Source organism: Acidibrevibacterium fodinaquatile (assembly GCF_003352165.1).
Lineage (GTDB): Bacteria > Pseudomonadota > Alphaproteobacteria > Acetobacterales > Acetobacteraceae > Acidibrevibacterium > Acidibrevibacterium fodinaquatile.
This window is the reverse complement of the sequence record NZ_CP029176.1, coordinates 1,918,615-1,942,031: the sequence shown is the minus strand read 5'-3', so window position 1 is coordinate 1,942,031 and position 23,417 is coordinate 1,918,615. Positions and strand designations below refer to the sequence as shown.

Genomic DNA, 23,417 nt, shown 5'->3' with positions numbered 1-23,417 from the left:
TGGGCATGAACCCCCGTCTCGACGGGCGAGCGATCGCTGTCATGACGCTGCTCTGCCTCATCTGGGGCGGCCAGCAGGTCTTGGTCAAGCTCGCCATCGCCGATGGGCTGCCGCCGGCGTTACAGGCTGGGCTCCGTTCGCTGTTCTCGACTGTGCTGCTGCTTCTTTGGATCGGCTGGCGGGAGGGCGCGGGCGGATTCTGGCGGCTTTGCCGCCGCGATCACACGCTCATCCCTGGTGTCATCATGGCGCTTTTGTTCGGTGGCGAGTTTCTCTTGCTCTATGCCGGCCTCACCCGCACCACCGCCTCGCGCGCGGTCTTGTTTCTTTATACCGCGCCGTTTTTCGTCGCCCTCGGCGTGCATTTTCTCGTGCCAGGGGAACGGCTCGCCGCGCGGCAAGGTGTCGGGCTGGTGCTCGCATTCGCGGGTGTGGCCATCGCTTTCGCCGATGGTCTGCGTCATGCCGCCGCCGGTGGCTCGGTGCTCGGCGATCTCATGGTGACGCTGGCGGCGATGACGTGGGCGGCGGTGACGGTGATGGTGAAGGCGGTAAAGGGGCTGCACCGGATCTCGGCCGCGAAAGTTTTGTTTTATCAGCTCGCCGGCTCGATTCCGATCCTGCTTGGCGCGGCGCTGCTCAAAGGCGAAGGGGGCGCGATTTTTCATGCCGGGCCGATCGCTTATGCCTCGCTCGCCTATCAATCGGTGATCGTCGCCTTCGCAAGCTACCTCGCCTGGTTCTGGCTGATCGGGCTTTACCCGGCGGGCCGTCTTGCCGCATTCTCGTTTCTCACGCCGCTCTTTGGCATGCTTGCCGGGATCGTGGTTCTCCATGAGCCGGCATCGGTTTTTCTCGGGCTTGCCTTGATGGCGGTGGCGGCGGGACTTTATCTCGTCAACGCCAGCCCGCGCCCGGCGGCGCGCGCTTCGGGGAGTTATGCCGATGGCTGAGATGTCCATTCTGGCGCGACGGCGGATCGAGGCGACCTTCGCCAAGGGCGTGTTCGCTGAAATGGCGCGTGAATTTGGCGAAGCGGCGGCAAAGCGCGTTCTCGCGCGCGCCGTCATCGCCATGGCCAAGGACGCAGCGCGCGAGTTCGCCCAAGCAGCACCGGCGGGGGCCGATCTCGCCCATTTCCGCGCGATCCAGTCGCTCTGGCGCGCCGAGGACGCGCTCACCATCGAGGAACTTCCCGCCAAGGCGGACGAATTTCATTTTAATGTCACGCAATGCCGTTATGCCGAGATGTATAGAGATCTCGGCCTTGGTGAGCTTGGCGGCATTCTCTCCTGCCAGCGTGACGCAGCGTTTTGCGAAGGCTACCATCCGGCGCTTGCGCTCACGCGAACGCAAACCCTCATGGAGGGGGCCTCGCATTGCGATTTCCGCTATCGCTGGGTGGGAGGGGCTGCGCGGCCGCAGGGCGAGTCTGGAGGATGAGATCATCGATGAACCTGACCTCTAAGCCGCTTTCCCGCCGGCAAGTTCTGCTCGGCGCTTTGCCCGCCGGGCTCGCGCTCACCGTTCCGGCGCGAGCGGCGGCGCCGGCTTTGCCCTTCGTCGTCATCGGCGATTGGGGGCGACGTGGCGCCGATCACCAGGCGGAGGTCGGGCGTCAGATGGGCGAGACGGCAGCATCGATCGCGAGCCGCTTCGTGATTTCGGTCGGCGATAATTTTTATGAAAACGGGGTGCAAAGCCTCGACGATACCCATTGGCGGCAATCCTTCGAGGCGATCTATACCGCGCCGGCGCTGCAAACCCCCTGGTATGTCATTCTCGGCAACCATGATTATCGCGGCGAGATCGCACCACAGCTCGCCTATCACAGCAAAAGCCCGCGCTGGCGGATGCCGGCGCGCTATTTCTCGCGCACCGAGACCCTGGCGGATGGGAGTGCGGCGGATTTGTTCTTCATCGATACCAGCCCGTTCATTCGCGCCTATCGCGGCAGCGCGGTGCGGATCGACGACCAAGACCCGGCGGCCCAGCTTGCCTGGCTCGATCAGGCGCTCGGCGCGTCCACCGCGCCGTGGAAGATCGTCATCGGCCATCACCCGCTTTATACCGCGCTCGGCGGCGCGCATCACGACCAGCCGGATTTGATCGCGCCGCTCGCGCCGCTGCTGCGGCGGCATCACGTGCCGGTTTACATCAATGGCCATGACCATTCGATGCAATATGTCGAGATGGATGGTATCGCCTATGTCACCACTGGCGCCGGCTCGGAAACCTATGAGACCGGCCCCGCCAATCGCCCCGGCTTTGCCGCCGGTGCGCATGGTTTCCTCCGCGCCGCGCTGCGTCCGGAGGTGTTGGAGATCGCTTTCGTCACCGAAACCGGCGCGATCCCCTTTTCGCGCGTAATCCCGCGCACGCCGGGATGAACGACGGGCGCCGCTAGAGCGCGATCGGTTTAAGTCGATCACGCTCTACCCCTATTTTGGCGAGCAAGTTGGCCGGTTTTGATTGAACAGGATGGTTCAATCAAAACCTACCTTGCTCTAGGCCTCGCGCGCAAGCAGGCGGGCCGCGTCGCCATCGAACTAACCCGCATGCGACGCCGGCGCGCAAAAGGGCTGCTACTGCGGTAATTTCTTCGATCCCGCCGCCGCGTGCTTCTTGCTCAGCGACGACGCCAGCTTCATCACCGGCCAAATCCTCGCCGCCGATGGCGGCTTCCTCGCCGGCGGGCTGATCGGGCGATAGAAAAAGAAAGAAATGTTCTTTTTGGAAAAAGAACCAAAAACTTTCATCCCTTAGGCAGCGTCTGCGGCGCTGCCAGGCATGGGAAACAGGTTCGGCTTGCGGCGGAAGGAGAAATGCGTTAGTAATCGTGACATGCCCGCTAACAAATCCCCCGCCGCTTCCCATGGCGATGAGCTGATCATCCCCTTCCTCTTCATCCCGGAAGGCCAATCCCCGCCCGAGGACTGGCTACAGGCGCGCCCCGGCCCGATCCGGATTCCCGCAACCGTGGTCCTGCGGCGCGACGGCTCGATCGCCGGCATCAAACTCGCCCGGAACGAGCGGGCACCCTCGCCGTCCCGGCAACTCCCGGAAGCTTCGCCCCCGCTCCCGGCTATGCCGCGCCCGAAACCCCCGCCTCGCCATTCCTGTCCGATATGGTGCGCCAGCTTTTGATCATGTTTGGCCTGGAAAATTTCTCCCGTGCCAAGCCGCCGGCGGAGGGTCCGCTCTCCGCGGAGCCGCTCAAGGACGATCAGGGGCAACAAGTATTTGCGCCCAACTATAATCACATAGACATGCCAAATCGCATATTAAATGAAGAAGAAAAAGAATATTATAAGAAAAAATCTGAGGAACCTAAGGAAATAGCGGTCATGCGTCCCGCATTCATGGATCCGCATTTCTTCGTGAGAAAGGGAATAGAGGACAGGAAGCGGGATGAAGAAGCACTGAAATATGCTGGAGAGAGCGGGATGTTATTATTTTCGCTCACATACGGACTTATTGATACGAACCTATTCAACTTCGATCATGGTGGCCCCTGGGACGCGCAACGTATCGCTGGTCATTTTTATGAAAAATATGTCGAATATGCAACCATAGCTATCGGCCTCTACGCTGCCGCTTATGGGATTCCTGAGGATAAAATTCTCGAAATAGAAAATATTACATTTGGAAAATCTATGCAAGATAGAGATTATGATAAAATTTACAAAAACCTTCCTGAGGACAATGTAAAATGGACAGATGTAGGGTACGAATTATACAAATCAGGAAAAATATCTCCGAATTTCGAGCCATAAAATGTTATGATAAAGCGCATCGTTCGTACAGGATGCTTAATATTGTTATGTTTATTTTTGTTGTTTATGGGATTTATTGTTTTTGGTGTTTGGTTAATGCTCCACAAACCCACTGATTGTTACGTGATCTCCCGCGACACCTTTCCCTCTCCGGATCATGCCTGGACAGCAGTGGACGAATCCCATGAATGCGTATCATGGATCTTTGTAACCGATTTGTGGTCGGAAATCTATCTGGTGACAGAGAGGCCGGTGCCGTTGCAGGTCATTCCCATCCTCACTACGCGGTACGAACCGCCCCAACTCGTCTGGTCCGCGCCGGACGTGCTGCAACTCCGCGTTCGCTGGCCGCGCAGGTTCGATCCCTATGTCAGGAATGCCGACGGGGTCCGGATCGAGATGCGTTATGACACCTCATTGATCGATGAGGGCGCAAAGAAACCGAGATGACACCAAGGACACACGGCGCACACTGCGGAAATACAAAAATCTTTCAAAAACAAGACAAAAACGACTGATATAAGCTATGAGTCAAATTCCGCCGCCGGTGAGAACGCCGAGCAATTCCCGGCGATATTCCGCCGAGGCGTGCAAATCGCTGTGTGGTGTGGCGTTGCGTCGCGGCGCAACGCATCGATCGCGGCGGCAAGGGAAAAGGCTTACGACGCCGACGAACGGGTGATCCAACCTTTGCACGACGCCGGAATAGAACCCGTCATTCCATCAAAGGCCAACCGCAAAGCGCCGCGCTCCTATGACCAAGACCTCCACAAAGCCCGCAGCCCGATCGAAATTTTCTTCTGCAAGCTCAAGCAGTTTCGCGCTATCGCCACGCGTTACGGCAAAACCGCCCGGAATTTCCTCGCCGCCACCCACTTCGCCGCCGCCGTCATCTGGCTCAATTGATGACAGGCCCTTGGTGAGCGTGCGGTTGACAGGGATGTGATATGACGGTGCGGCGCCAAACCCGCCAAACTCGGGTGCTTTCACCGCTCTCACGCCGAAGGGGTTCCCGATGCGTTTTCCGATCTGGCCGCTATTGCTTGGCGCCGTCTTGCTCTCCGGTTGTGTCGATTACGAAAAAGAGCGTGAGGCTTATCTCACGAGCATGGTCGGGCTTTCCGAGGCGGAATTGATCCAGCGCATGGGGGTGCCGCAACGCACATATGAGGCCAATGGCCATAAATTCCTCGCCTATGAGCATCAGAGTGAGAGCTACATGTCCGAAGACGATTTTGGCGGCGGATTCGGCATGATGGGCGGGCCGTTCGGGTTCGGCGAGCCCGATTTCGGCGGCGGCGAGGTCGATGTCAGCACCTGCCAGACGGTGTTCGACGTGGTGAAGGGCTATGTCCAGTCCTTCTCCCGCCATGGCGACGGGTGTTGACGGATCCGGCTCAGAGTGCCGCGGTGATCGCCGCGTTGAGCGCCCGCACGCCCGCCGCCGGGCCCGCGGGATGGCCCCAGACGGCGCTGATCACCGCGAGGAAATCGGCGCCGGCGGCGACCAAGGGGGCGCAGTTTTCGGCGTTGATGCCGCCGATCGCGACCGCCGGGAGTTCCATCAGCTCCGCCCACCAGGCGAGGATCTCGGGCGCGGCGCGGGCCGGTGCTTCCTTGGTTATGGTCGGGAAAAAGGCGCCGAACGCGACGTAATCCGCCCCCGCCTCGCCGGCCGCCATCGCGCGGTCGCGGCTCGCATAGCAGCTGGCCCCGAGCGTCAGATCGGGGCCGAGCAGGCGCCGCGCCGCCGCGACATCCATGTCGTCGGCGCCGACATGGGCGCCGTCACAACCGCTCTCGCGCACCAGATCGGGGCGATCATTGAGCAGAAAGGCAACGCCACGGCTCTGTGCCACCGGCCGAAGCACGTCGATTGCGCGCCGGAGCGCGTCATCGCTGATCGGCTTGAGCCGCAACTGCACGGCGGCGACATCGCCGGCGTCGAGGGCGGCGGCGAGATCGTCGGCGAAACGCCCGGGATCGAGCGCCGGCGGCGTGATCAGATAGAGCCGGCAGCGCGCCCCCGCCTCGCGCATCGGCGTTCAGCCGCGCCCCTGATAGATTTCGATGATCTTGCCCAAGAGCGCCAGCGCCTCCGCCTTCGGACGCTGGAAACTGTTGCGCCCGATGATGCTGCCATGCGCGCCGCCATCGCGCAGACCGCGCACGGTTTCCAAAAGCGCCTCGCTCCCGGTGCTCTCGCCGCCCGAGAAAACGACGAGCCGGCGGCCATTGAACGCCGCCTGCATGACGTGGGCGACGCGTTCGGCGAGCGTCGCGCGCGGGATCCGTTCCTTCTCATAGACCTTGCGCGCCGCCTCCTGGCTCAGATGCTCGGTCGGCGGCTTGACCTTGATGATGTGCGCCCCCATCAGCGCCGCCATATGCGCGGCATAGGCGCAGATATCGAGCGCGGTTTCGCCGGCCTTATCCAGCGCTGGGCCGCGCGGATAGCTCCACACCACGACCGCGAGCCCGGCCGCCTTCGCCTCCTCGGCGAGTTCGCGCAACTCCTCCATCTGCTCAAACGCGTATTCGCTGGCGGGATAGATGGTAAAGCCGATCGCCGCGCAGCCGAGACGGAGCGCATCGGCGACCGAGCCGGTCACCGCCTGGTCCTTGGTGGTCGCCAAGCTGTTTGAGGAATTGAGCTTGAGGATGGTCGGGATCGCGCCGGCGAAGCTCGCGGCGCCGGCCTCGATCATCCCGAGCGGCGCGGCATAGGCGTTGAGCCCGGCCTCGATCGCGAGTTGGAAATGGTAATGCGGGTCATAGGCCGGCGGATTGGCAGCGAAACTCCGCGCCGGGCCATGCTCGAACCCCTGATCAACGGGGAGAATGACCATCTTGCCGCTGCCGCCGAGCTTTCCCTCCATCAGGATGCGGGCGAGATTGGCCTTGGTGCCGGGGTTGTCGCTCTCGTACCAATCGAGAATTTTCTTGACGCGCTGGGTGATCCGCATGCCGCTCCTACTCCTCTCGGTTCTCGTCTGATGTCGTCTGATTTCGTCTAGTCTTCTCTGAAGTCGTCCATCCGGCGCCCGGCACCGGGGATGTCCCGGCCGACGTTGAACTTTGGCGCGGGCGCGTTGCCTGAAATCTGACTATGCGACCTTTGCGGGTTGGGCAAGTGTGATGGCCTGAGTGCCGCGCTTCGCAATTTTGATAGAACGAAGATTGCCGACCTGGCGCACAGGACCGCCGGCATCTATCGGCCCGCGGACCACCTCGCCGTCTCGCGCGTCATCGTGCGGTAAGGACGCGGTCGGGCGTTACATCGCGTGGGAATCGTCTCAACCAATTCTCGGTCAGCACACGACCGGGCACGGGAAATCCTTCATCCAGCACGGCAAAGGATTGGACGCGGTCGGCACGAAAATGGCGAAAATCGTCCCGTAGCTCGCACCAAGCGCTCACCAGGGTCGCCTCGACATAATAGGCCAAGGCGAAAGGCCAGATCGTGCGTGACGTGCGCCGCCCTTGTTCGTCATTATAGTCGATGCGTAGCTTGCGTTCCTCGCGGATCGCGGTGCGAATCACTGACAGACCATCCACCGCCGCCGCGCCATGCGCCGAGACGAAGGCGATCGGCGAGACGAGATGGTCGCGCAGCATGTCCGGAAGGACGACTTCCACCTTGGAGAGAACGCGCGCCGCCGCGTCCTGTAGCCCGACATCGCCGGTGCGGCGCAGCAGCCGAACACCCACCAGGATCGCCTCGATTTCCTCGCTCGTGAACATGAGAGGCGGCAATTCGAAACCGCGCCGCAACATATAGCCGAGGCCGGGCGCGCCCTCGATCGGAACCCGGCGCGCCTGCAAGGTTGCGACATCGCGGTAGATCGTGCGCGGAGTCACCTCGAGCTTCGTCGCCAGGGCGGCCGCCGTGACCGGGCGGCTTGCCGTGCGCAGAAGCTGAATGATGTCGAACAAGCGATCGGCCCGTCGGAGCGGCATCGGCGCCTCCCTCCCAACGATCCTACACTCCTGACAAATAGCTGTCAGCAGCCCTCCGCTAGCCTGCCTTCGAGACAAGGGAGATGGATGTGATGAATCACTACGGTGAGGGTGCTCTCGGCCATCCAGGCTGCAGGCGGCGCGCGACTACCCGGCTTCTCGTGCTCGTTGGCATGTGTCTTGCCGTGTTGATCGCGCAGATCGACAGCTCGGTCGTCAATCTCGCGACCCATGCCATTGGAGACTCATTCCAGGCCGGTGTCGCGCCGTTGCAATGGGTGCTCGATGCCTACAATCTCGTCTACGCCGTGTTGTTGCTCAGTGGTGGCCTGGTCGCCGATCTTTACGGACGGCGCCGGACCTTCGCGGTCGGCACGATCGTCATGGCGGCGGGATCCCTGATCTGCGCCTTCTCGCCCGGTGTCGGCGTTTTGATCGGTGGCCGCGCCATCACGGGTATCGCCGCGGCCCTGCTGGTGCCATCCTCGCTTGCGATCATTCGCGTGGTCTGGCCGGAGCCGGCGGCGCGCGGGCGCGTGCTGGGCGTCTGGGCGAGCTGCAACGGGCTCGCCTTCGCGATCGGCCCCACGCTCGGCGGCATCCTGATCGAACATTTCGGATGGCGCAGCGTGTTCTTGCTCGCGGTTCCGCTGGCGTTCGCCGCCTTCGCGCTGGCGGAGATGGCGGTGCCGGAGTCCGCCGACCCGAACGGCCGGCATTTCGACCTGCCGGGCCAAGTCTTCGGCGCGCTCACGCTCGGGGGCGTCGCGCTCGCCGCGATCGCCGTTCACGGCGGAGGACGGCTTTGGGTGGTGGCCCTCGGTGTCGCCGCCATCGCCCTGCCGCTTTTCCTCCGCATCGAGCGCCGACGCGCACAAGCGGCCCTGGTCCCCCTCGACATGTTTCGGATCCCGGCGTTCGGCGGCGGCGTCATCACCACCGCAGCCATGACGTTCGGCATCTATGGCATGACTTTTCTGACCCCGCTGCTCTGGCAATCCGAAGATCATCTGACGCCGAGCGACGCCGGCATCGCGCTGCTCTCTGTCTCTCTCGCGTTCTTTCTCGTCTCCACACAATCCGGCCGGCTGGCGGAACGCATTGGGGCGAGGCTGATGATCGCCATCGGCACCGGACTTATCGGCTGCGGATCCCTCGTTCTTGCGATAACCGATGCTGGCATGCCGATGGTGCTGGCCCAGATAGGACTGACGATGGCTGGCGTCGGGATGGGTCTCAATACCGGTCCACTTTATGGAATCGCGGTTGGCAGCGTCGGTCCAGAGCGGGCGGGCACGGCGTCGGCGCTGATCAACGTCGCCCGGATGGTCGGAGCAACCTTGGGTGTCGCTCTGCTGGGCAGCGTGTTCGCGCTCCTCCATGGCGGCCCCGCGGGTTTTTGCGCGGCGATGCTGGTCGCGGGCGCCGTGCAGCTTGGCGGCGCGCTGGTGGCATTCGCGACGGTGAAATGACCGCGCGGATATCGGGAGCGCGAAGATGGGTCAGGACTCGCGATCCCGTTCGGAGCCTGGTACGCGAAGGTTTCCATGTAGATGCGATTATATCGCGCGCGAGGCCCGCTTGCGTTCCCGATAGCTTCGTATCTTGTGCCGGTTGCCGCAAAGCGACGTCGAGCACCAACGGCGGTTTCCTGGCTTGGATCGGTCGAAGAAAATCCATTTGCAGTCGTCGGACGCACACATTTTAAGGCGGTCGAGCTCCCCTGACTGCGCAAGATCGCACAGCTGAACGAGCAACAGTCCCAGGCGGCTCGATCCCGGCTGGGGCGTGAGCCAGGGAGACGGGCGCGCCGGAACGCGAACGAGCAGCGGAAATCGCGTGGCGATCGCGTTCAGCTCGAGCGCCGCGGGTGACGCGTTCCGCGCGTCAGGCTCGACTTCGACAAATGACCGGATCGCGGCCCGCAATCCAATGGCAGCGACGAAGTCCGCCTGCGCGAGCGAATCCCCTGCATCCAGGAGGCTCATATCTGTCGCAACGCTTGCACGGCGGCTATATGACCATCCTCGACGCCGCCCGCGACCTCCGGCGGCCTGTCCCCAGAAAGACTGCGACGCCTCCGCGCCTACCCATTGATCAAATCGATTATCGGATAGGCTCGGCGGTATGCCTCCGGCGACTCGGGCTGCAAGCCATATCCACCGTTCGCTTCTATTTCTTCGATCCTCTACGATTGCCGTTCTTTGTCGTTGCACGGCGGGGTTTCCTCCTTTCTATCTGTGCCCCGTTCGCATTCATGAGCGGGGTCGATGACCGGGACAAAGATTCTCTGGGGCCAGATGCTGGGCGCACTCGCCATGGTGCTGTTCGGCTGCTGGGCCGCCACGGAATGGACGGCCTGGCGGCTCGGGTTCCAGCCGGCACTCGGTTTACCCTGGGTCCAAATTGGCGCGGCGCCGGTCTATCCGCCGCAGCTCTTCTTCGCGTGGTGGTACCATTTCGACGCCTATGCCCCCGGCGTTTTCGCCAGAGGCGCGGTGATCGCGTCCGCCGGAGGTCTGGGCGCGGCGCTGCTCGCCATCGTTGCTTCGGTTCTCCGCGCACGCCAGGCGCGGCACGTCACCACCTATGGCTCAGCGCATTGGGCGACGCGTACAGATTGGCGCGGCGGCGCAGCATGGCTTAGAGCCCCTTTCAAAACCGCTTGTACCTTGATTCAATTTGATTCATGAAGGGGCATGCCCGCGCCCCAACTCTCCGACAGCCTGTGGTCGATCCTCGAACCCTTGCTCCCTCCGCCGCGCCCGCGGCCAAAGGGTGGCCGGCCGCCGATCTCGGCACGCGCCGCGCTGACGGGCATTCTGTTTGTGCTACGCAGCGGCATTCCCTGGGAGATGTTGCCTCGCGAGATGGGCTGCGGCTCTGGGGTAACCTGCTGGCGGCGCCTGCGCGACTGGCAAGCGGCCGGCGTTTGGGAGCGGTTGCACCGCGAGTTGCTGCGCCGCTTGCAAGACGCCAACCGCATCGACTGGAGCCGGGCCGCGCTGGACAGTTCCGCCATCGCGGCAAAAAAGGGGGTGCCGCGACCGGGCCGAACCCGACCGATCGGGGCCGTCCCGGCACGAAACGCCACCTCGTCACGGACCGTCACGGTATCCCGCTCACGTTCGCCCTGACCGGGGCCAATGTGCATGACAGCGTGCCCTTCGAGCAGATGCTCGATGCGATCCCAGCGATCCGCGGCAAGCGCGGCCGGCCGCGGCGCAGGCCGAGAAAGCTGCACGCGGACAAGGCCTATGATCATCGCCGCTGCCGCCGCGCCTGCCGGCAGCGAGGCATCACGCCGCGCATCGCCCGGCGCGGCGTCGAGACCAGCGAGCGTCTCGGCCGCTATCGCTGGGTCATCGAACGCACCTTCGCCTGGCTCAATCGCTTCCGGCGTCTCACCATCCGCTACGAGCGGCGCATCGATATCCACAGCGCGTTTACAAGCATCGCTTGCTCCCTCATCGCCCTCCGGGCTCTGGAGGGAAGGTTTTGAAAGGGACTCTTACTCACTCAGGCGGGTTGCCTGTGGTCGAAGGTGACGGCCATTGATAGCGCCGCACCGCGTTCAAAAACGCCTTGACCGGTGGTGACGAGCGACGGCCGGCAACCGTAACGGCGCAAACGCTTCGCGCGACCGAGGGGGAGACGACGGGGCATCCGATAACACCGGGAAAAATGGCCGTATACTCAGGGAGAAAGCAAATACCTAGCCCTGCCGCAACCATCGCCAGAACCCAATCTTCACGTTCGCTCTGGTATGAGTAGACAAGGGTCGCCCCTTGCTCACGGCACCTGTCGCCGAGGAAGTCATAAAATTCGCAATTGATGCGAGAAAGGTATGACTCTCCGTCAAGTTCCGCCATCGCGACGTTGCTCTTGCGGGCAAACCGATGGCCCGCCGAGCAGGCAACGACAAACCGTTCCGAGAAGAGTTCCAAAGTTCGGAAAGGCTTCGGAAATCCATCGGGGCGCGCCATCAACGCCACATCCAGCTCGCCCTTAACCAACAGATCACAAAGCTGGTCCGGGACGGCCTCAAGAATGGTTACGTCGACGCCGGGGTTTTCCGCTTTGAAGCGGGCCATAAAGCCCACAAACTTCACCGGCGCGATGGTACACATCACGCCGAGCGCAAGGCTCGCCTTTTCCAATTTCAAGAATCGCGCGGCGGTTCGCTTCGCTTCGCCGGTTTGCGTTACGACCTCAACTAAATGCGGTTCGATCAGGCGGCCGAGCTCGGTCAAATGGGTGTTGCTACGCTCGCGCGAGAACAGCAAACCACCGAGCTCGTCTTCCATTTTCCGGATCGCGCGTGTCAGCGCCGGCTGACTGACATGGCATGCCTCTGCGGCTTTGGTGAAGTTGAGTGTTCGGCTCAGCGCAAGGAAATAGCGGATTTCGTTGAGTTCCATGCTGCTCTCTTGTTACCAGCGTGCGATCCAGCGTTCTGGGTTGAGACCACCGCCTGCCTTAGAGCATGAACCCAGCCCGCATCACCAGCGATCAGTTTCGCGTAAGGCGCTTTTTAGATCTCTCGGCGTGTTCGCATCGCGGTCATCTTATTTTCGGGCGACGAGCCCGACATCGAAGGCACGGCTCGCAGCGGCCAGCTATTCTCTTTCCGCTCGGGCGACGTAGCCACTAAAAATGATAGACCCCCTTCCGCAAAATGGGAAGGCTTGGCCCAAAGCGCGCGTCGGCTGACAGCCGCGCGGCGACGAGCAGGCGGCGCCGCGCACCGCGAATGTCACGCACTGCCGCCGCGGCAGGCGGGTTTGACGTCAAGGATTTCTGGCTCATCTACGCCCGTTCGTCGCTACAATGCGCCAGAAATCCGCCCTCATTCAAGATGCCAGCAAGATGCCAGGTTTGTCTCATAGGCGCTGACCGGCGGCCGTATGGCGCCCATGAGCCGACGATAGGGTTGCGACGTCGTCCCGTTTGTCCTGCATTTCTATAACGGGCTGATTATGAAGACGATACGCCGAAGGTATTGGCAGATGGGTGCCTTCTCGCGGTAGACGAAAACGGCTCGTCTAATATGCGTTCACAGCTTGCTAGAGGGTGCCGCGTTTGTTTCATCGCATGATGCAGAGATGTCGGACGGTCTCACTATCCCAACGGCACAGAACGGCCCGCGGATTGGCGTCTGCGACGTCAATCTCCCTCGCACGGTCCGCCGGCAGGAAAGCCGTTGCGATGAGGGTTAATCCGGGCGTTGGCGCCTCGGCGCCCGATCACGTCAGCGAAGACGGACTCCGCATCTTTCGCTTCGACAGCGATGTCGATCGCCGGAAGACGACGCCTGCTGCGCGCGTGGCGCGATGAGTATGGCGGCACGCCTCTCCGACGCCCGGCACCCCCGCCAGTTGCATCCCGTGCCGATTCGTATCATGCACTGGATCAACGCGTTCGCTATGATCGTGATGATCACGTCGGGCTGGGGAATATACGACGACGACGTGATCATCCGGGGATTCATGTTCCCGGGCTGGGCCCGGCTCGGCGAATGGGCGGCGCCGAGCCTCAATTATCATTTCGCAGGAATGTGGCTGCTGGGACTGAACGGGCTCGCCTATCTGACCTACGGCGCCGTTACCGGGCGGTTTCGCGAGCGCCTTCTGCCGATCCGCGCTCGCGAACTCGTCGCGACCGTGCGTGACACGCTGCACTTGCGGATCGCGCACGAGGACCTCACCACGTACAACGCCGTCCAGAAGGCGCTGTACATTATCGTCATCCTGGCAGGCGTCTCGCAGGTCGTCACCGGCCTTGCGATCTGGAAGCCGGTGCAGTTCTCCTCGCTCGTCGCGCTGCTCGGCGGCTTCCAGACGGTGCGGGTGATCCATTTCATCGGCATGGCGGTGATCGTCGGCTTTTTGCTGGTCCATGTGCTGCTGTCTTTGCTAGTGCCGCGCACGCTTTGGGCGATGCTCACGGGCGGCCCCCGGCTCGATCGATCGAGGGCGCCATGAGATCGCCCTTCCGGCCCGACGATCTTCCCGACGCGGGCGTTCTCGACGACCACAAGGCACTGATCCGCGGGCTCCAACGACGCGGCCTCGTGCGCGGCGGCTTGTCACTCGGCGCGCTCGCAATGCTGACCGGCTGCGACGTGCGCCAGCCCGAGGCGGTGCAATCGGCGCTGCTTGCCATCTCGCGCTTCAACGATGGTGTGCAGGCCTGGCTCTTCGACCCGACAAAGCTCGCGCCGACCTATCCGGCATCCCGCGTGCTGAAGCCGCCGAAATTCAATGCCTATTACGACGTCGACAGGGTCAACCCGGTCGATGGCGCGGCCTGGCGCCTCGAACTCGCAGGGCTGATCGCCGAGCGCAGGCCCTGGACAGTGGCGGAAATCGAAGCGCTGCCGCAAACCACTGACATCATCAAGCACATCTGTGTCGAAGGCTGGAGCTACATCGGCCAGTGGTCGGGCGTGCGGCTCGGCACTTTCCTCCGGCGGGTCGGTGCCGATACCCGCGCGAAATATGTCGCCTTCCGCACCGCCGACGACTACCCGAGCAGCATTGACATGGCGACCGCGCTGCATCCGCAGACCATCCTCGCGGTCCGCTACGCCGATGAGACGATCGCCGATCCCTTCGGCTACCCGCTCCGACTCCGCACGTCGACGAAGCTCGGCTACAAGAACCCGAAATGGATCACCGCCATCGAAGTGACGAACACCTATCCCGGCGGTTACTGGGAAAGCCGCGGCTTTTCCTGGTTCGCAGGGATATAGCGCGGATGAGAACTGTCAGCAGGAGTGGCTCTACCGTCGCGATCGCCCTGCTCCTCGCCGGCGGCAGCGCAGCGCAAGCGCAGAGCCCGCTGCCCGGTGGCATGCCGCCGCCGCCTGGCATGAGCCTCGACCGATCGGCCGCCATGCGTTTTCCGCAGCCCGTGCAGGTAGGCGCGCTGCTGGCTCGGGACGTGCTGCAGCCCGTCCCGAGCCAGCGCGTCCTCGGCACCGTCAGAAGCGTCATCAGTGATCAAATGGGAACCATCGAGGCGGTCGTGGCGTACGGCGGCTTTCTTGGTTTCGGCGCCCGGCCGATCGCGGTGCCGATCGACGCCATGGTGCTGCTCGGGCAGGACATGGAGATCGTTGCCTATACCCCGGAGGCGTTGAACCATTTTCCAACCTTTTCCGCCGCCGGGACCACGCCTCTGCCATTGAACGCGGTGATACGCGTGGGGCTCGCCAAACCTTCTCATTGATTTCGATTGGTCGATCTTGATCAACGACGGAGATCGTCGCGCTGCTGATGCGCGGCCACTCGCCATAGTCGCCGAGCATCCTCGTGATCAAACAAATGCATTTCACTTCGGTTGGCGACCATCTCGTGGCAGGCGCCAGCAAAGACGCACCTTCGCCACACGAAAGGAGCATTCCATGACGGCCGAAACCACGCTTGTTGCCGATCCGCGGCGTTATTTCGAGACGGTCAAGGCCGAACGGTCAGTCGAGGCCGACGCCGCCCCGGTCTGCGTCTATCTCGAAGTCACGAACCGCTGCAACCTGGTCTGCGAGACCTGTCCGCGCAGCTTCGAGACCTTGGAGCCGCCGGCCGATATGTCGTGGGAGCTGTTCACGCGCATCGTCGACCAGCTCCCCCGTCTCACGCGTGCCGTCCTGCATGGTGTCGGCGAGCCGATGCTGGTGCGCGACCTGCCGCGCATGATCTCCTATCTCAAGAATCGCGGCGTCTACGTCCTCTTCAACACCAACGGAACGCTGCTCCGCGAGCGCCGCTTCCCGGAATTGGTGGAATCCGGTCTCGACGAGCTTCGCGTGTCGCTCGACGCTGCCGACGCACCCACCTACGCGCGCGTACGCGGCAAGAATTTCTTCGACCGGATCGTGCGCGACGTGAAGCGCCTTACCGACTATCAGAAGGCGCGGGATGTCTCGACACCGCGTGTCTCACTCTGGCTCACCGGCCTCAAGGAGACCGTCGACCAGCTGCCCGCTTTCGTCCGCCTCGCCGCGCGCATGGGCGTGGCCGAGGTTCATTTGCAGCGGCTCGTGTTCGATGAGCAGGGCTTCGGGCTCGCGCGCGCGGAAAGCTCGCTGTTTGAACGCACGCAGCAGCCAGAGGCGGATGCGATCGAAGAAGCGATAGCGCTCGGGCGCTCGCTGGGCGTCATGCTCGACGCGTCCGGCGCAACCGAGCCAGGTCTCAGCTTGCGCCGCGCCCACAGCAACGAGCCCTGGTCGCTCTGCCGTCGACCTTGGTCGCTGATGTGCGGATTCCGATGAAGTCGGCCATGCATTCCAACTTGAAGCCGGCCACTGCTTCCGAACTGAAGCCGGCCGGGGTTCCGATTTGAAGCCGGCCACCTGAGCGTCTTCGGTTGGGTCTGGTTGAATGATTATCGTGTCCTTGTTTTGGGTCAAGTTCGGGCGTGGGCCGGTGCCGGATCGCGCTTTTTACGGAGGCTCTCGCCGGTGAGTTCGATGCGGTAGGCGTTGTGGACGAGGCGGTCGAGGATGGCGTCGGCGATGGTGGGATCGCCGATGATTTCGTACCAGCGCTCGACCGGCACTTGGCTGGTGATGATGACGGAGCGCATCTCGTGGCGGTCATCGATAATTTCCAGCAGATCGCGGCGTTGGTCCGCGTTCAGGGTCTCGGGGCCCCAATCGTCCAAAATCAACAGGTCGAGCCTGGCGATCTGGCGCAGTGTTCTGGCGTAACGGCCATCGGCGCGGGCCAGCGCCAGGGCAGAGAACAGCCGCGACACCCGGTGATAGGCGGTCGAGAGATCCTCGCGGCAAGCCTTCTGGCCCAGCGCGCAGGCCAGCCAGCTTTTGCCGACCCCGCAGGGGCCGGTAATGAGCAGATTATGCCGGGCGCGCACCCAGTCACAGCTGGCGAGTTTCAGGAACTGTGCCCGGTCGAGGCCGCGCGGGGCGCGGTAATCGACATCCTCGACGCTGGCGGACTGGCGCAATTTGGCCGCGCGGGCGCGGCTCTCGAAGCGTTTCTGCTGTCGCAACGTGGCCTCGTGCTCGAGCAATAAAGCCAGCCATTCGCCATGGGCCAAACCGGCAACCTCCGGCCGGGCGTCGAGGTCCTTGAAGGCTTTGGCCATGCCGTGCAGGCCGAGTTTGTGCAGCAGGTCGAGGGTCGGGTGGGTGAGCATGCTTGTTCCTTTCAGTGGAAATCAGTGAAAATATTCGGCGCCGCGCAGATTGCTGTGGGTCAGCACCGCCTGCGCCTCATCTGGCGGGCTGGCCGTCTGGTCGAGCTTGCTGGCGATGATCGAGGCAATGCTCTTGTAGTTGAACGCGCCAAAGGCGACCGCTCGGGCCGCCACCGCCTCGGCGCGCGGACGGTCCAACTCCTTGAACAGCCGCAGGATGCCAAGGCATGTCCGAAACCCCTGTTCCGGATGCGGCCGGTTGGCGAGGATGGCGATGATCAGCCCCTCGGTCTGCGGGCCGATCGATGCGCCCCATGAGCGGAACCGCTCCGGCGTCCATGCGGCGTAGCGCCGGTGCGCGCTCGGCATATGCTCAGGGGCAGTGCCGTGCCTTGGACCGCCATAGCGGCGCTGATGCACCGCGACCCGCTTGCCTTGGTGGAAGATCTCAACCATCCGCTCGGTGGCGCGGGTATCGACTTGCTGGCGGATCAGCTGATGCGGCACCGAGTAGAAAAAGCCGCAGACCTCGACATGATAATCCAGCGAGACGCGGGCAAAACCCCACTCCGCAAACTCATGGTCGGTCTCTGGCAATGCCGCCAAAGCCTGGCGTTCGATCGTCTCGAACAAATGCCGCCGGCTGACGCCGAGCCTGCGCATGACATGCGCGTTGATCCGCTCCACCATGCCGGCAATCGCCTGGTTGGCTTCAGCCAGAGAGAAGAAAGTCTGCTGGCGCAACCGGCCCAGAATGTAGCTCTGGGCAAAGCGGACACCGGCTTCCACCTTCGCCTTGTCCTTCGGGCGCCGCGGCCGGGCCGGCAAAACACCAACACCGTAATGCGAGGCCATCCGGCCATAGCTCAGGTTGATCTCTGGATCGTAGAACGACGCCTTGTTGACGCCGGACTTCAGATTATCCGGCACGATCAGCCGCGGCACGCCGCCAAAAAACCGGAACATGCGGCTATGCGCGCCGATCCAATCCGGCAGCGTCTGGGTCCAGCTCGCCTCCGCGTAGGTGTAGTTCGACGCGCCCAGCACCGCGACAAAAATCTCCGCCATGCGCACGATGCCAGTTGCGGGATCGGTGATGCCCAACTTTTTGCCGGAATAATCGACGAACACCTTGTCGCCCGCCCGGTGCTCCTGGCGCATGACCGGTGACAGCCGTGCCTCGAACTCCCTGAACAAATCGCAGAACCGGCTGTAGCTGTACCCTTCCGGATGCCCGGCGCGATATTCCTCCCACAGCACCATCAGGTTCACGCCCGGGCGCTTGAGCTCGCAGACCAGCTCGCTCCAGACCGGCTCGGCGCGCCGGCGCACCCCCCGCGGCGCGCCGCTGCGGGCAAACAGCCGCTCCTCCAAAACCGCATCACTGAGGTCGGCCGGCAACGGCCACGCCAGCCCCGCTGCCTGCGCCCGCTTCAGATTGTCCTGGATCGTGCTCCGCGCCACGCCCAGCATCCGCCCCATCGCCCTGGCGCTGATGCCGTCACTGGCCAGCCGTAAGGTTTGTCGTATCTGCCGCATCGTCAGCTCTCTCTTCGCCGGCATCCAGCCCTCCTCGTTGATGGTAACGAGAGGACAGTTGCCCGAGTTGCTGACCCAGCCGAAAACGCTGAAAAATCCCCGCCAGGTGGCCGGAATTAAATCGGAATGGTGGCCGGCTTCAAATCGGAACGCTGGCCGACATCAAATCGGAATCCCCGGCCGGCTTCCGTCGGAATCTGCAGCTGATGTATTTCACCGCGCATGGCCGCGCGCTGCCGTGCTGCATCGCGCCCTTCTCCGCGCGCGGCTATGACAACTACACGCTCGGCGACGCGACGCAGCAGACGCTTCGCGAGATCTGGAACGGCAATGCCTATCGCGACTTCCGTCACCGGCTGCTCAGCAATTCGCCGCCGAAGCCGTGCGAGGGATGCGGGCTGCGATGGAGCCTCTGATGGCAAGCTCGCAGAATAACACTAGCACGGTTGCCGGCATCCCGGCCTTCGCGGCGGCAGGCGCGCTCACAATGCGCCAGGGCAGGTGCGACGACCGAGGCGAGAGCTCAGCCCTTCCACTGAATGGTAAGCCGCTTTCCAAACGCGACCGCTGCCCGGCCGGTCCGAGACGGCCCACAACGATATCGTAAACGAGGGTGGCCGGCGCCACGCGATATACATGTCAGGAGACCGCGTAATGACTGCCCGCTTCAATACTGTCGATGTCGATGGGCTCAAGGTGTTTTACCGATCCGCCGGCGACCCGAGCGCGCCGGCCGTGCTGCTGCTGCACGGATTCCCGAGTGCGAGCCACATGTTCCGCGATCTGATTCCGGAACTCGCCAGTCAGTATCATGTCGTCGCCCCGGATCTGCCCGGCTTCGGCATGACCGAGCAACCCGCTCGCGCCGTCTTCGCCTACACGTTCGAAAATATCGCCAAGGTGATCGGCCGCTTTACCGAAGCGCTCGGCCTGACGCGGTTTGCGATCTACGTTTTCGATTACGGCGCCCCGGTCGGCTTCCGATTGGCCCTGGCGCATCCTGATCGCATCACCGCAATCGTCTCGCAGAACGGCAACACCTACCGCGAAGGTTTGTCCGAGGGGTTCGCCCCGCTCCGATCCTACTGGAACGAGCCGACCGAGGCCAACCGCAACGCCCTGCGCGCTTTGCTGTCGCCGCAGACCACCCTCTTCCAATACACCCACGGCGTCAGCGATCCGGAGCTGGTCTCGCCCGATGGCCGCAACCTCGACGACTTCTACCTGGCGCGTCCCGGCAATGACGAAATCCAACTGGACCTGTTCGGCGACTATGAGACCAACGTCGCGCTCTACGGCAAGATTCAGGCCTATCTGCGCAACGAGCGGCCGCCGGTGTTGGCGATCTGGGGCAAGAACGACCCCTTCTTCAGCCCGCAGGGCGCCGAAGCCTTCAAGCACGACGCCCCGAACGCCGAAATCCGCTTCCTCGATACCGGCCATTTCGCCCTGGAGACCCATGCCCGCGAGATCGGCGCGGCCATGCGCGCCTTCCTCGCCACGCATTTGCGCTGACCGCAGACGCCCGCCGAGCGCTCATCGCGGCGCCCGGCTCCCCGGACCTTAGCACTCGCTGGGAACGCACCTTTGTCGACGGAGACCGGCCTTGACTGCCACCCCGACGGACACTGTCCGCGACTTCTACGCCAAGCTCGCCGCCAGCGATGCACCCGGCGCCCTGGGCTTGATGGACCCAGATATCGAGTGGATCACGATGTGGCATTACAAGGTCGAAGGACGCGGCCCGGGTGCTGTCGCCGAGGGCCTGTTCAAGCCGTTGATGGCTGAGTGGACCAGCTTCTCGCTCGTGCCCATCGAGTTCGTCACCGAGGGCGACACCGTGGTGTCGCTCGGTAATTTCACAGGCGTCCACGGCGTCACCGGCAAGACTGCCGAGGCGCGTTACGCCCATGTCTGGACGGTGAAAGGCGAGAAAATCACCCGCTTCCGGCAGTTCATCGACACCTTGGCGATCGCGGACGCTCGTCGTCGGTGAGCCACCACCGGCAGGCCCACGCCACCCAAGTCCGGCCCGCGCCCCCCATCCGCTGACTTGCCAGAGAACCACACGATGAACCGCCCACCGCTGCCTCCTTTCACCGAAGAGACCGCAATCCAGAAAGTGCGGGCCGCTGAGGACGCCTGGAATACGCGCGATCCCGCGCGGGTGGTCCTCGCTTACACGCCCGACAGCCGCTGGCGGAACCGTGTCGAGTTTCCGAATGGCCGTGAGGAGATCCAGGCATTCCTTACCCGCAAATGGGCGCGAGAACTGGACTACCGTCTGATCAAGGAGCTCTGGACCTTCGCCAGGGACCGCATCGCGGTGCGCTTCGCCTACGAATACCGCGATGACAGCGGACACTGGTTCCGCGCCTACGGCAACGAGAACTGGCGCTTCGACGCCGACGGCCTGATGGCAACCCGCTTCGCCAGCATCAACGAACATCCCATCGCCGAGGCCGAACGGCAATTCCGCTGGCCCCTCGGTCGCCGCCCCGACGACCACCCAAGCCTCAGCGACCTCGGCCTCTGATGCCTGGCTCGCCGACGCACCGGCGATTCTCACCCGCAGTCGAAAGGAACGCTGCATGACCAAGCTGCTCTTCATCCAGGCATCGCCTCGCGGCGAGCAGTCCAAGTCGATCCAGGTCGCGCAGACCTACCTTGACGCTCTGAAAGCGACGAACCCGGCGCTCGAAGTGGACGTGCTCGCACTTTGGGAAACCGCGCTGCCGGCCTTCGATGGCGACAAGGCCGCAGCCAAAGTCAACGTGATGCTCGGCCAGGAGCACAGTGCGGTGCAGAAGACCGCCTGGGATCAGGTTGTGGAAATCGCGTCCCGCTTCATCGCCGCGGACCGCTATCTGTTTGCCGTGCCCATGTGGAACAGCGCGATCCCATACCGGCTGAAGCACTATATCGACATCATCCACCAACCGGGTCTCCTCTGGGGGTTGAACCCAGAGACCGGCTATTTCGGCCTGCTGCAGAACAAGCACGCCACGCTTGTGTTGACATCGGGCGCCTATGCGGACAGCCGGCCATCGCCGGCCTTCGGGATCGACTACCAGTCCACCTACCTCAGGGCCTGGCTCAACCAGGCCGGTGTCATCGCCATTGATGAGGTGAGGTTCCAGCCCACGCTCCTGACGCCAGATCCCACTGGTGCGCTTGAGCAGGCCAAGCGGGCCGCGATGGACCTCGGCCAAGCGCACGGGCGCGTCTGACTTTATCGGAAGGAGCAAGACCATGAACCCTCGTACGGTTGGGGCCGCGATCCTTGGTATGGCGCTCGCCGGTCCCGCCATGGCGGCAAGCCCCATCCCGTCAACCACGGCGACGACCACGTATCATCGCACCGAGGTTGACGGCGTCGGGATTTTCTATCGCGAGGCTGGCCCCAAGGACGCGCCCACCATCGTGCTGCTGCATGGGTTCCCCTCGTCTTCTCGGGGATACAGCACGCTGATCCCTCTGCTGGCGACGCGCTATCATGTCATCGCACCGGATTTTCCCGGTTTCGGGCAGAGCGATGCGCCATCGCCGGCAGCGTACAGCTACACCTTCGATCATCTCGCCGGAACGATCGACGCGCTGCTCGCGCAGCTCGAAATCACCCGCTACACGCTTTATCTGTTCGATTACGGGGCGCCGATCGGTTATCGCATCATGCTCGCCCATCCCGAGCGGCTGCAGGCGCTGATCGTCCAGAACGGGAACGCCTATCACGCCGGGCTCGGGGCGAAATGGGCGAAGATCGCGGCGTTCTGGGCCGATCCGAAGGCGCATCCCGAGGTTGTTGACGCTTTTCTTTCCTTTGACGCGACGAAGGAACGACACCTGGCCGGCACCTCTCATCCCGAAGTCTATGACCCCGATAGCTGGGATGATGAGTTCGCCCATCTCTCACGGCCAGGCCAGCGCGAAATCCAAACCGCCCTGCTCTACGACTACCGCACCAACGTCGCCTCCTACGCCGCCTGGCAGGCATGGCTGCGCCACCACCGGCCGCCGACCCTGGTCGTCTGGGGCGCTAACGATCCCTCCTTCATCGCGGCGGGTGCAAAGGCTTACCGCGCCGACCTGCCGGATGCGGAAATTCATCTTCTCGACGCTGGCCATTTCGCCCTGGATGAGAAGAACGACGAGATCGCCGCGTTGATTCTGGCCTTTATGGCAAAGCAATTTCCCGCCGACCCACCAGCCAAAAACTAAAATCGAGGGGAACAAATTTGATGGTGCCAAGCAAAGACCGGGCGGCCCTGATGACCCGTATTACTCGGGAGGCCGACGTTGCAAAATGCGGGCATCATTGATCGCGACGTCAACGCGGGTCTGGCAGGGAACGAACGTGATCACTCTCGCTCAACTGTCGCAATTCTCACAAGCGGTAAGCTCAACCGCGGTCATCGTATCGCTCATTTTCATAGGCCTTCAAATCCGTCAAAACACGAAAATTGCCCGGGCCGCTTCGCATCACGCGATCTCCGAGGCACTCAACCGTATCAACCTGTTATGGGCACGCGATGGCGAGGTCACCAGACTCTGGCTTTTGGGCCTGAGCGACAGAAGCGCCATGACGCCGGAAGATCGATGGCGTTTTGACTCGATACTCCGCGCCTACATGCACGTCTGTGAAACCATGTACGCGCAAGCGGGCTTGGGTGCCGGCGACCGCGGCATTGTGTTGGCCGAAGAGGATGGCATCAAAGCGGTGTTTTCGTCCGCCGGTGCAAGAGAGTGGTGGGCGGAAAATCCATTCGGATTTTCGCCGAAGTTTCGCGCGTATATCGAAAAGGTAACTGCTTTCGATGAGTGAGATAGGTTTCGCTGTGTGCCCACTCGATGCGTTTGCCGGCATGGTTCTCGTCGGTGATCATGTCGGCCGGCGTCTCGATCCTCGCGGTTTTCGTGCCAATCTCTACTTCGATGATGCTGCGCAGTGGTCTGAACTGAATCGGGTTGGCAGGACATTTC

General features: G+C 62.9%; 29 protein-coding genes and 1 pseudogene. 22 read left to right on the top strand and 8 right to left on the bottom strand.

Translation table 11 applies throughout. The annotated features are described in order from the left end of the window. Positions 1–5: 5 nt before the first annotated feature. The 3 genes from DEF76_RS09330 to DEF76_RS09320 are packed head-to-tail and all read left to right on the top strand — an operon-like array spanning position 6 to position 2,390. The gene (locus DEF76_RS09330) at positions 6–953 is read left to right on the top strand and encodes a DMT family transporter (protein ID WP_114912105.1); all 948 of its coding nucleotides are present in this window, start codon (positions 6–8) and stop codon (positions 951–953) included. Then, a complete protein-coding gene (locus DEF76_RS09325; protein ID WP_114913778.1) occupies positions 946–1,443 on the top strand; it encodes an L-2-amino-thiazoline-4-carboxylic acid hydrolase in 498 nt (165 codons plus the stop codon). Before DEF76_RS09330 ends, DEF76_RS09325 begins: the two co-directional genes overlap by 8 nt. An 8-nt stretch (positions 1,444–1,451) precedes the next feature. Further along, positions 1,452–2,390: a purple acid phosphatase family protein gene (locus DEF76_RS09320; RefSeq protein ID WP_162800581.1), complete on the top strand. Its 939-nt coding sequence runs from the start codon at positions 1,452–1,454 to the stop codon at positions 2,388–2,390. Positions 2,391–2,490: 100 nt separating this feature from the next. Here the strand turns inward: DEF76_RS09320 and DEF76_RS20450 are convergent, their stop codons facing one another. Further along, on the bottom strand, positions 2,491–2,922 hold the full coding sequence (locus tag DEF76_RS20450; protein WP_240319189.1) for a hypothetical protein: 432 nt from the start codon (positions 2,920–2,922) through the stop codon (positions 2,491–2,493). 206 nt (positions 2,923–3,128) lie between these two features. Between DEF76_RS20450 and DEF76_RS19320 the strand changes: the two genes are divergently transcribed. The 4 genes from DEF76_RS19320 to DEF76_RS09295 all read left to right on the top strand — a co-directional run bounded on the left by DEF76_RS19320 (position 3,129) and on the right by DEF76_RS09295 (position 5,163). Further along, positions 3,129–3,776, top strand: coding sequence for a hypothetical protein (locus DEF76_RS19320; protein ID WP_162800580.1), 648 nt, complete (start codon positions 3,129–3,131; stop codon positions 3,774–3,776). Between the two features lie 123 nt (positions 3,777–3,899). Further along, on the top strand, positions 3,900–4,226 hold the full coding sequence (locus DEF76_RS09305; protein WP_162800579.1) for a hypothetical protein: 327 nt from the start codon (positions 3,900–3,902) through the stop codon (positions 4,224–4,226). A gap of 240 nt (positions 4,227–4,466) precedes the next feature. Continuing rightward, on the top strand, positions 4,467–4,682 hold the full coding sequence (locus DEF76_RS19315) for a transposase (RefSeq protein ID WP_162800578.1): 216 nt from the start codon (positions 4,467–4,469) through the stop codon (positions 4,680–4,682). A gap of 109 nt (positions 4,683–4,791) precedes the next feature. Continuing rightward, complete coding sequence (locus DEF76_RS09295) at positions 4,792–5,163, top strand: hypothetical protein (protein WP_114912100.1); 372 nt, start codon at positions 4,792–4,794, stop codon at positions 5,161–5,163. Positions 5,164–5,173: 10 nt separating this feature from the next. On the opposite strand, the gene thiE is transcribed toward DEF76_RS09295, so the two are convergent. The 3 genes from thiE to DEF76_RS09280 form a co-directional block, all read right to left on the bottom strand. Next, positions 5,174–5,815, bottom strand: coding sequence for a thiamine phosphate synthase (gene thiE / locus DEF76_RS09290; RefSeq protein ID WP_114912099.1), 642 nt, complete (start codon positions 5,813–5,815; stop codon positions 5,174–5,176). A gap of 6 nt (positions 5,816–5,821) precedes the next feature. Further along, a complete protein-coding gene (locus tag DEF76_RS09285; RefSeq protein ID WP_114912098.1) occupies positions 5,822–6,742 on the bottom strand; it encodes a class I fructose-bisphosphate aldolase in 921 nt (306 codons plus the stop codon). Positions 6,743–7,022: 280 nt separating this feature from the next. Next, positions 7,023–7,736 (bottom strand): helix-turn-helix transcriptional regulator, encoded by a 714-nt coding sequence (locus DEF76_RS09280; RefSeq protein WP_114912097.1) that lies wholly within the window; start codon positions 7,734–7,736, stop codon positions 7,023–7,025. Positions 7,737–7,828: 92 nt separating this feature from the next. On the opposite strand from DEF76_RS09280, the gene DEF76_RS09275 reads away from it, so the two are divergent. Next, entirely contained in the window at positions 7,829–9,208 is a 1,380-nt protein-coding gene (locus tag DEF76_RS09275) for an MFS transporter (protein WP_114913777.1), read from the top strand. Positions 9,209–9,295: 87 nt separating this feature from the next. Here DEF76_RS09275 and DEF76_RS09270 read toward each other — a convergent pair whose 3' ends face one another. Next, positions 9,296–9,724: a CGNR zinc finger domain-containing protein gene (locus tag DEF76_RS09270; RefSeq protein WP_114912096.1), complete on the bottom strand. Its 429-nt coding sequence runs from the start codon at positions 9,722–9,724 to the stop codon at positions 9,296–9,298. 282 nt (positions 9,725–10,006) lie between these two features. Here DEF76_RS09270 and DEF76_RS09265 point away from each other — a divergent pair, with 282 nt between their 5' ends. Together DEF76_RS09265 and DEF76_RS09260 are read left to right on the top strand one after the other, a co-directional pair. Further along, a complete protein-coding gene (locus DEF76_RS09265) occupies positions 10,007–10,429 on the top strand; it encodes a hypothetical protein (RefSeq protein ID WP_338025803.1) in 423 nt (140 codons plus the stop codon). A gap of 6 nt (positions 10,430–10,435) precedes the next feature. Beyond that, a pseudogene (locus tag DEF76_RS09260) lies at positions 10,436–11,154 on the top strand (IS5 family transposase); the annotation flags it as partial. A 97-nt stretch (positions 11,155–11,251) separates the two neighbouring features. Here DEF76_RS09260 and DEF76_RS09255 read toward each other — a convergent pair. Beyond that, entirely contained in the window at positions 11,252–12,157 is a 906-nt protein-coding gene (locus tag DEF76_RS09255) for a LysR family transcriptional regulator (RefSeq protein ID WP_114912095.1), read from the bottom strand. A 787-nt stretch (positions 12,158–12,944) separates the two neighbouring features. Between DEF76_RS09255 and DEF76_RS20190 the strand changes: the two genes are divergently transcribed. The 5 genes from DEF76_RS20190 to DEF76_RS09235 all read left to right on the top strand — a co-directional run bounded on the left by DEF76_RS20190 (position 12,945) and on the right by DEF76_RS09235 (position 16,011). Next, entirely contained in the window at positions 12,945–13,073 is a 129-nt protein-coding gene (locus DEF76_RS20190) for a hypothetical protein (RefSeq protein ID WP_275895703.1), read from the top strand. A gap of 2 nt (positions 13,074–13,075) precedes the next feature. Further along, positions 13,076–13,720, top strand: a complete 645-nt coding sequence (locus tag DEF76_RS09250) for a cytochrome b/b6 domain-containing protein (RefSeq protein WP_114913776.1) — start codon at positions 13,076–13,078, stop codon at positions 13,718–13,720. Beyond that, positions 13,717–14,490, top strand: a complete 774-nt coding sequence (locus DEF76_RS09245; RefSeq protein ID WP_114912094.1) for a molybdopterin-dependent oxidoreductase — start codon at positions 13,717–13,719, stop codon at positions 14,488–14,490. Before DEF76_RS09250 ends, DEF76_RS09245 begins: the two co-directional genes overlap by 4 nt. 5 nt (positions 14,491–14,495) lie before the next feature. Next, positions 14,496–14,969: a PRC-barrel domain-containing protein gene (locus tag DEF76_RS09240; protein ID WP_162800577.1), complete on the top strand. Its 474-nt coding sequence runs from the start codon at positions 14,496–14,498 to the stop codon at positions 14,967–14,969. Between the two features lie 175 nt (positions 14,970–15,144). Beyond that, a complete protein-coding gene (locus DEF76_RS09235) occupies positions 15,145–16,011 on the top strand; it encodes a radical SAM protein (RefSeq protein WP_114912092.1) in 867 nt (288 codons plus the stop codon). Positions 16,012–16,145: 134 nt separating this feature from the next. Here the strand turns inward: DEF76_RS09235 and istB are convergent, their stop codons facing one another. Then, on the bottom strand, positions 16,146–16,898 hold the full coding sequence (gene istB, locus DEF76_RS09230; protein ID WP_114912091.1) for an IS21-like element helper ATPase IstB: 753 nt from the start codon (positions 16,896–16,898) through the stop codon (positions 16,146–16,148). A 21-nt stretch (positions 16,899–16,919) separates the two neighbouring features. Beyond that, a complete protein-coding gene (gene istA, locus DEF76_RS09225; RefSeq protein ID WP_408842839.1) occupies positions 16,920–18,437 on the bottom strand; it encodes an IS21 family transposase in 1,518 nt (505 codons plus the stop codon). A gap of 206 nt (positions 18,438–18,643) precedes the next feature. On the opposite strand from istA, the gene DEF76_RS09220 reads away from it, so the two are divergent. From DEF76_RS09220 to DEF76_RS09190, 7 genes are all read left to right on the top strand, one after another. Beyond that, positions 18,644–18,853 (top strand): SPASM domain-containing protein, encoded by a 210-nt coding sequence (locus tag DEF76_RS09220; RefSeq protein ID WP_205216156.1) that lies wholly within the window; start codon positions 18,644–18,646, stop codon positions 18,851–18,853. A gap of 238 nt (positions 18,854–19,091) precedes the next feature. Next, positions 19,092–19,952: an alpha/beta fold hydrolase gene (locus DEF76_RS09215; protein ID WP_114912089.1), complete on the top strand. Its 861-nt coding sequence runs from the start codon at positions 19,092–19,094 to the stop codon at positions 19,950–19,952. Between the two features lie 91 nt (positions 19,953–20,043). Then, entirely contained in the window at positions 20,044–20,433 is a 390-nt protein-coding gene (locus DEF76_RS09210; RefSeq protein WP_162800576.1) for a nuclear transport factor 2 family protein, read from the top strand. 75 nt (positions 20,434–20,508) lie between these two features. Next, positions 20,509–20,973 carry a nuclear transport factor 2 family protein gene (locus DEF76_RS09205; RefSeq protein ID WP_114912087.1) on the top strand — a complete coding sequence of 155 codons (465 nt, stop codon included), beginning with the start codon at positions 20,509–20,511 and terminating at the stop codon, positions 20,971–20,973. Between the two features lie 55 nt (positions 20,974–21,028). Then, positions 21,029–21,667, top strand: a complete 639-nt coding sequence (locus DEF76_RS09200) for an FMN-dependent NADH-azoreductase (RefSeq protein WP_114912086.1) — start codon at positions 21,029–21,031, stop codon at positions 21,665–21,667. Between the two features lie 22 nt (positions 21,668–21,689). Further along, the gene (locus tag DEF76_RS09195) at positions 21,690–22,655 is read left to right on the top strand and encodes an alpha/beta fold hydrolase (RefSeq protein ID WP_114912085.1); all 966 of its coding nucleotides are present in this window, start codon (positions 21,690–21,692) and stop codon (positions 22,653–22,655) included. Between the two features lie 136 nt (positions 22,656–22,791). Next, positions 22,792–23,259, top strand: coding sequence for a hypothetical protein (locus DEF76_RS09190; protein ID WP_162800575.1), 468 nt, complete (start codon positions 22,792–22,794; stop codon positions 23,257–23,259). Positions 23,260–23,417: the final 158 nt, after the last annotated feature.

Bases quoted from the DNA above. Each gene is read 5' to 3' on its own strand.
- DEF76_RS09280 (WP_114912097.1), bottom strand. From the start codon at position 7,736: ATGCCGCTCCGACGGGCCGATCGCTTGTTCGACATCATTCAGCTTCTG.
- DEF76_RS09295 (WP_114912100.1), top strand. From the start codon at position 4,792: ATGCGTTTTCCGATCTGGCCGCTATTGCTTGGCGCCGTCTTGCTCTCC.
- DEF76_RS09330 (WP_114912105.1), top strand. From the start codon at position 6: ATGAACCCCCGTCTCGACGGGCGAGCGATCGCTGTCATGACGCTGCTC.
- DEF76_RS09195 (WP_114912085.1), top strand. From the start codon at position 21,690: ATGAACCCTCGTACGGTTGGGGCCGCGATCCTTGGTATGGCGCTCGCC.
- DEF76_RS09250 (WP_114913776.1), top strand. From the start codon at position 13,076: ATGGCGGCACGCCTCTCCGACGCCCGGCACCCCCGCCAGTTGCATCCC.
- DEF76_RS09205 (WP_114912087.1), top strand. From the start codon at position 20,509: ATGAACCGCCCACCGCTGCCTCCTTTCACCGAAGAGACCGCAATCCAG.
- DEF76_RS09235 (WP_114912092.1), top strand. From the start codon at position 15,145: ATGACGGCCGAAACCACGCTTGTTGCCGATCCGCGGCGTTATTTCGAG.
- istB (WP_114912091.1), bottom strand. From the start codon at position 16,898: ATGCTCACCCACCCGACCCTCGACCTGCTGCACAAACTCGGCCTGCAC.
- DEF76_RS09320 (WP_162800581.1), top strand. From the start codon at position 1,452: ATGAACCTGACCTCTAAGCCGCTTTCCCGCCGGCAAGTTCTGCTCGGC.
- DEF76_RS09255 (WP_114912095.1), bottom strand. From the start codon at position 12,157: ATGGAACTCAACGAAATCCGCTATTTCCTTGCGCTGAGCCGAACACTC.
- DEF76_RS09285 (WP_114912098.1), bottom strand. From the start codon at position 6,742: ATGCGGATCACCCAGCGCGTCAAGAAAATTCTCGATTGGTACGAGAGC.
- DEF76_RS09215 (WP_114912089.1), top strand. From the start codon at position 19,092: ATGACTGCCCGCTTCAATACTGTCGATGTCGATGGGCTCAAGGTGTTT.
- DEF76_RS19320 (WP_162800580.1), top strand. From the start codon at position 3,129: ATGGTGCGCCAGCTTTTGATCATGTTTGGCCTGGAAAATTTCTCCCGT.
- DEF76_RS09265 (WP_338025803.1), top strand. From the start codon at position 10,007: ATGACCGGGACAAAGATTCTCTGGGGCCAGATGCTGGGCGCACTCGCC.
- DEF76_RS09325 (WP_114913778.1), top strand. From the start codon at position 946: ATGGCTGAGATGTCCATTCTGGCGCGACGGCGGATCGAGGCGACCTTC.
- DEF76_RS20190 (WP_275895703.1), top strand. From the start codon at position 12,945: ATGAGGGTTAATCCGGGCGTTGGCGCCTCGGCGCCCGATCACGTCAGC.
- istA (WP_408842839.1), bottom strand. From the start codon at position 18,437: ATGCGGCAGATACGACAAACCTTACGGCTGGCCAGTGACGGCATCAGC.
- DEF76_RS09270 (WP_114912096.1), bottom strand. From the start codon at position 9,724: ATGAGCCTCCTGGATGCAGGGGATTCGCTCGCGCAGGCGGACTTCGTC.
- DEF76_RS09200 (WP_114912086.1), top strand. From the start codon at position 21,029: ATGACCAAGCTGCTCTTCATCCAGGCATCGCCTCGCGGCGAGCAGTCC.
- DEF76_RS09220 (WP_205216156.1), top strand. From the start codon at position 18,644: ATGTATTTCACCGCGCATGGCCGCGCGCTGCCGTGCTGCATCGCGCCC.
- thiE (WP_114912099.1), bottom strand. From the start codon at position 5,815: ATGCGCGAGGCGGGGGCGCGCTGCCGGCTCTATCTGATCACGCCGCCG.
- DEF76_RS09275 (WP_114913777.1), top strand. From the start codon at position 7,829: ATGAATCACTACGGTGAGGGTGCTCTCGGCCATCCAGGCTGCAGGCGG.
- DEF76_RS09245 (WP_114912094.1), top strand. From the start codon at position 13,717: ATGAGATCGCCCTTCCGGCCCGACGATCTTCCCGACGCGGGCGTTCTC.
- DEF76_RS09240 (WP_162800577.1), top strand. From the start codon at position 14,496: ATGAGAACTGTCAGCAGGAGTGGCTCTACCGTCGCGATCGCCCTGCTC.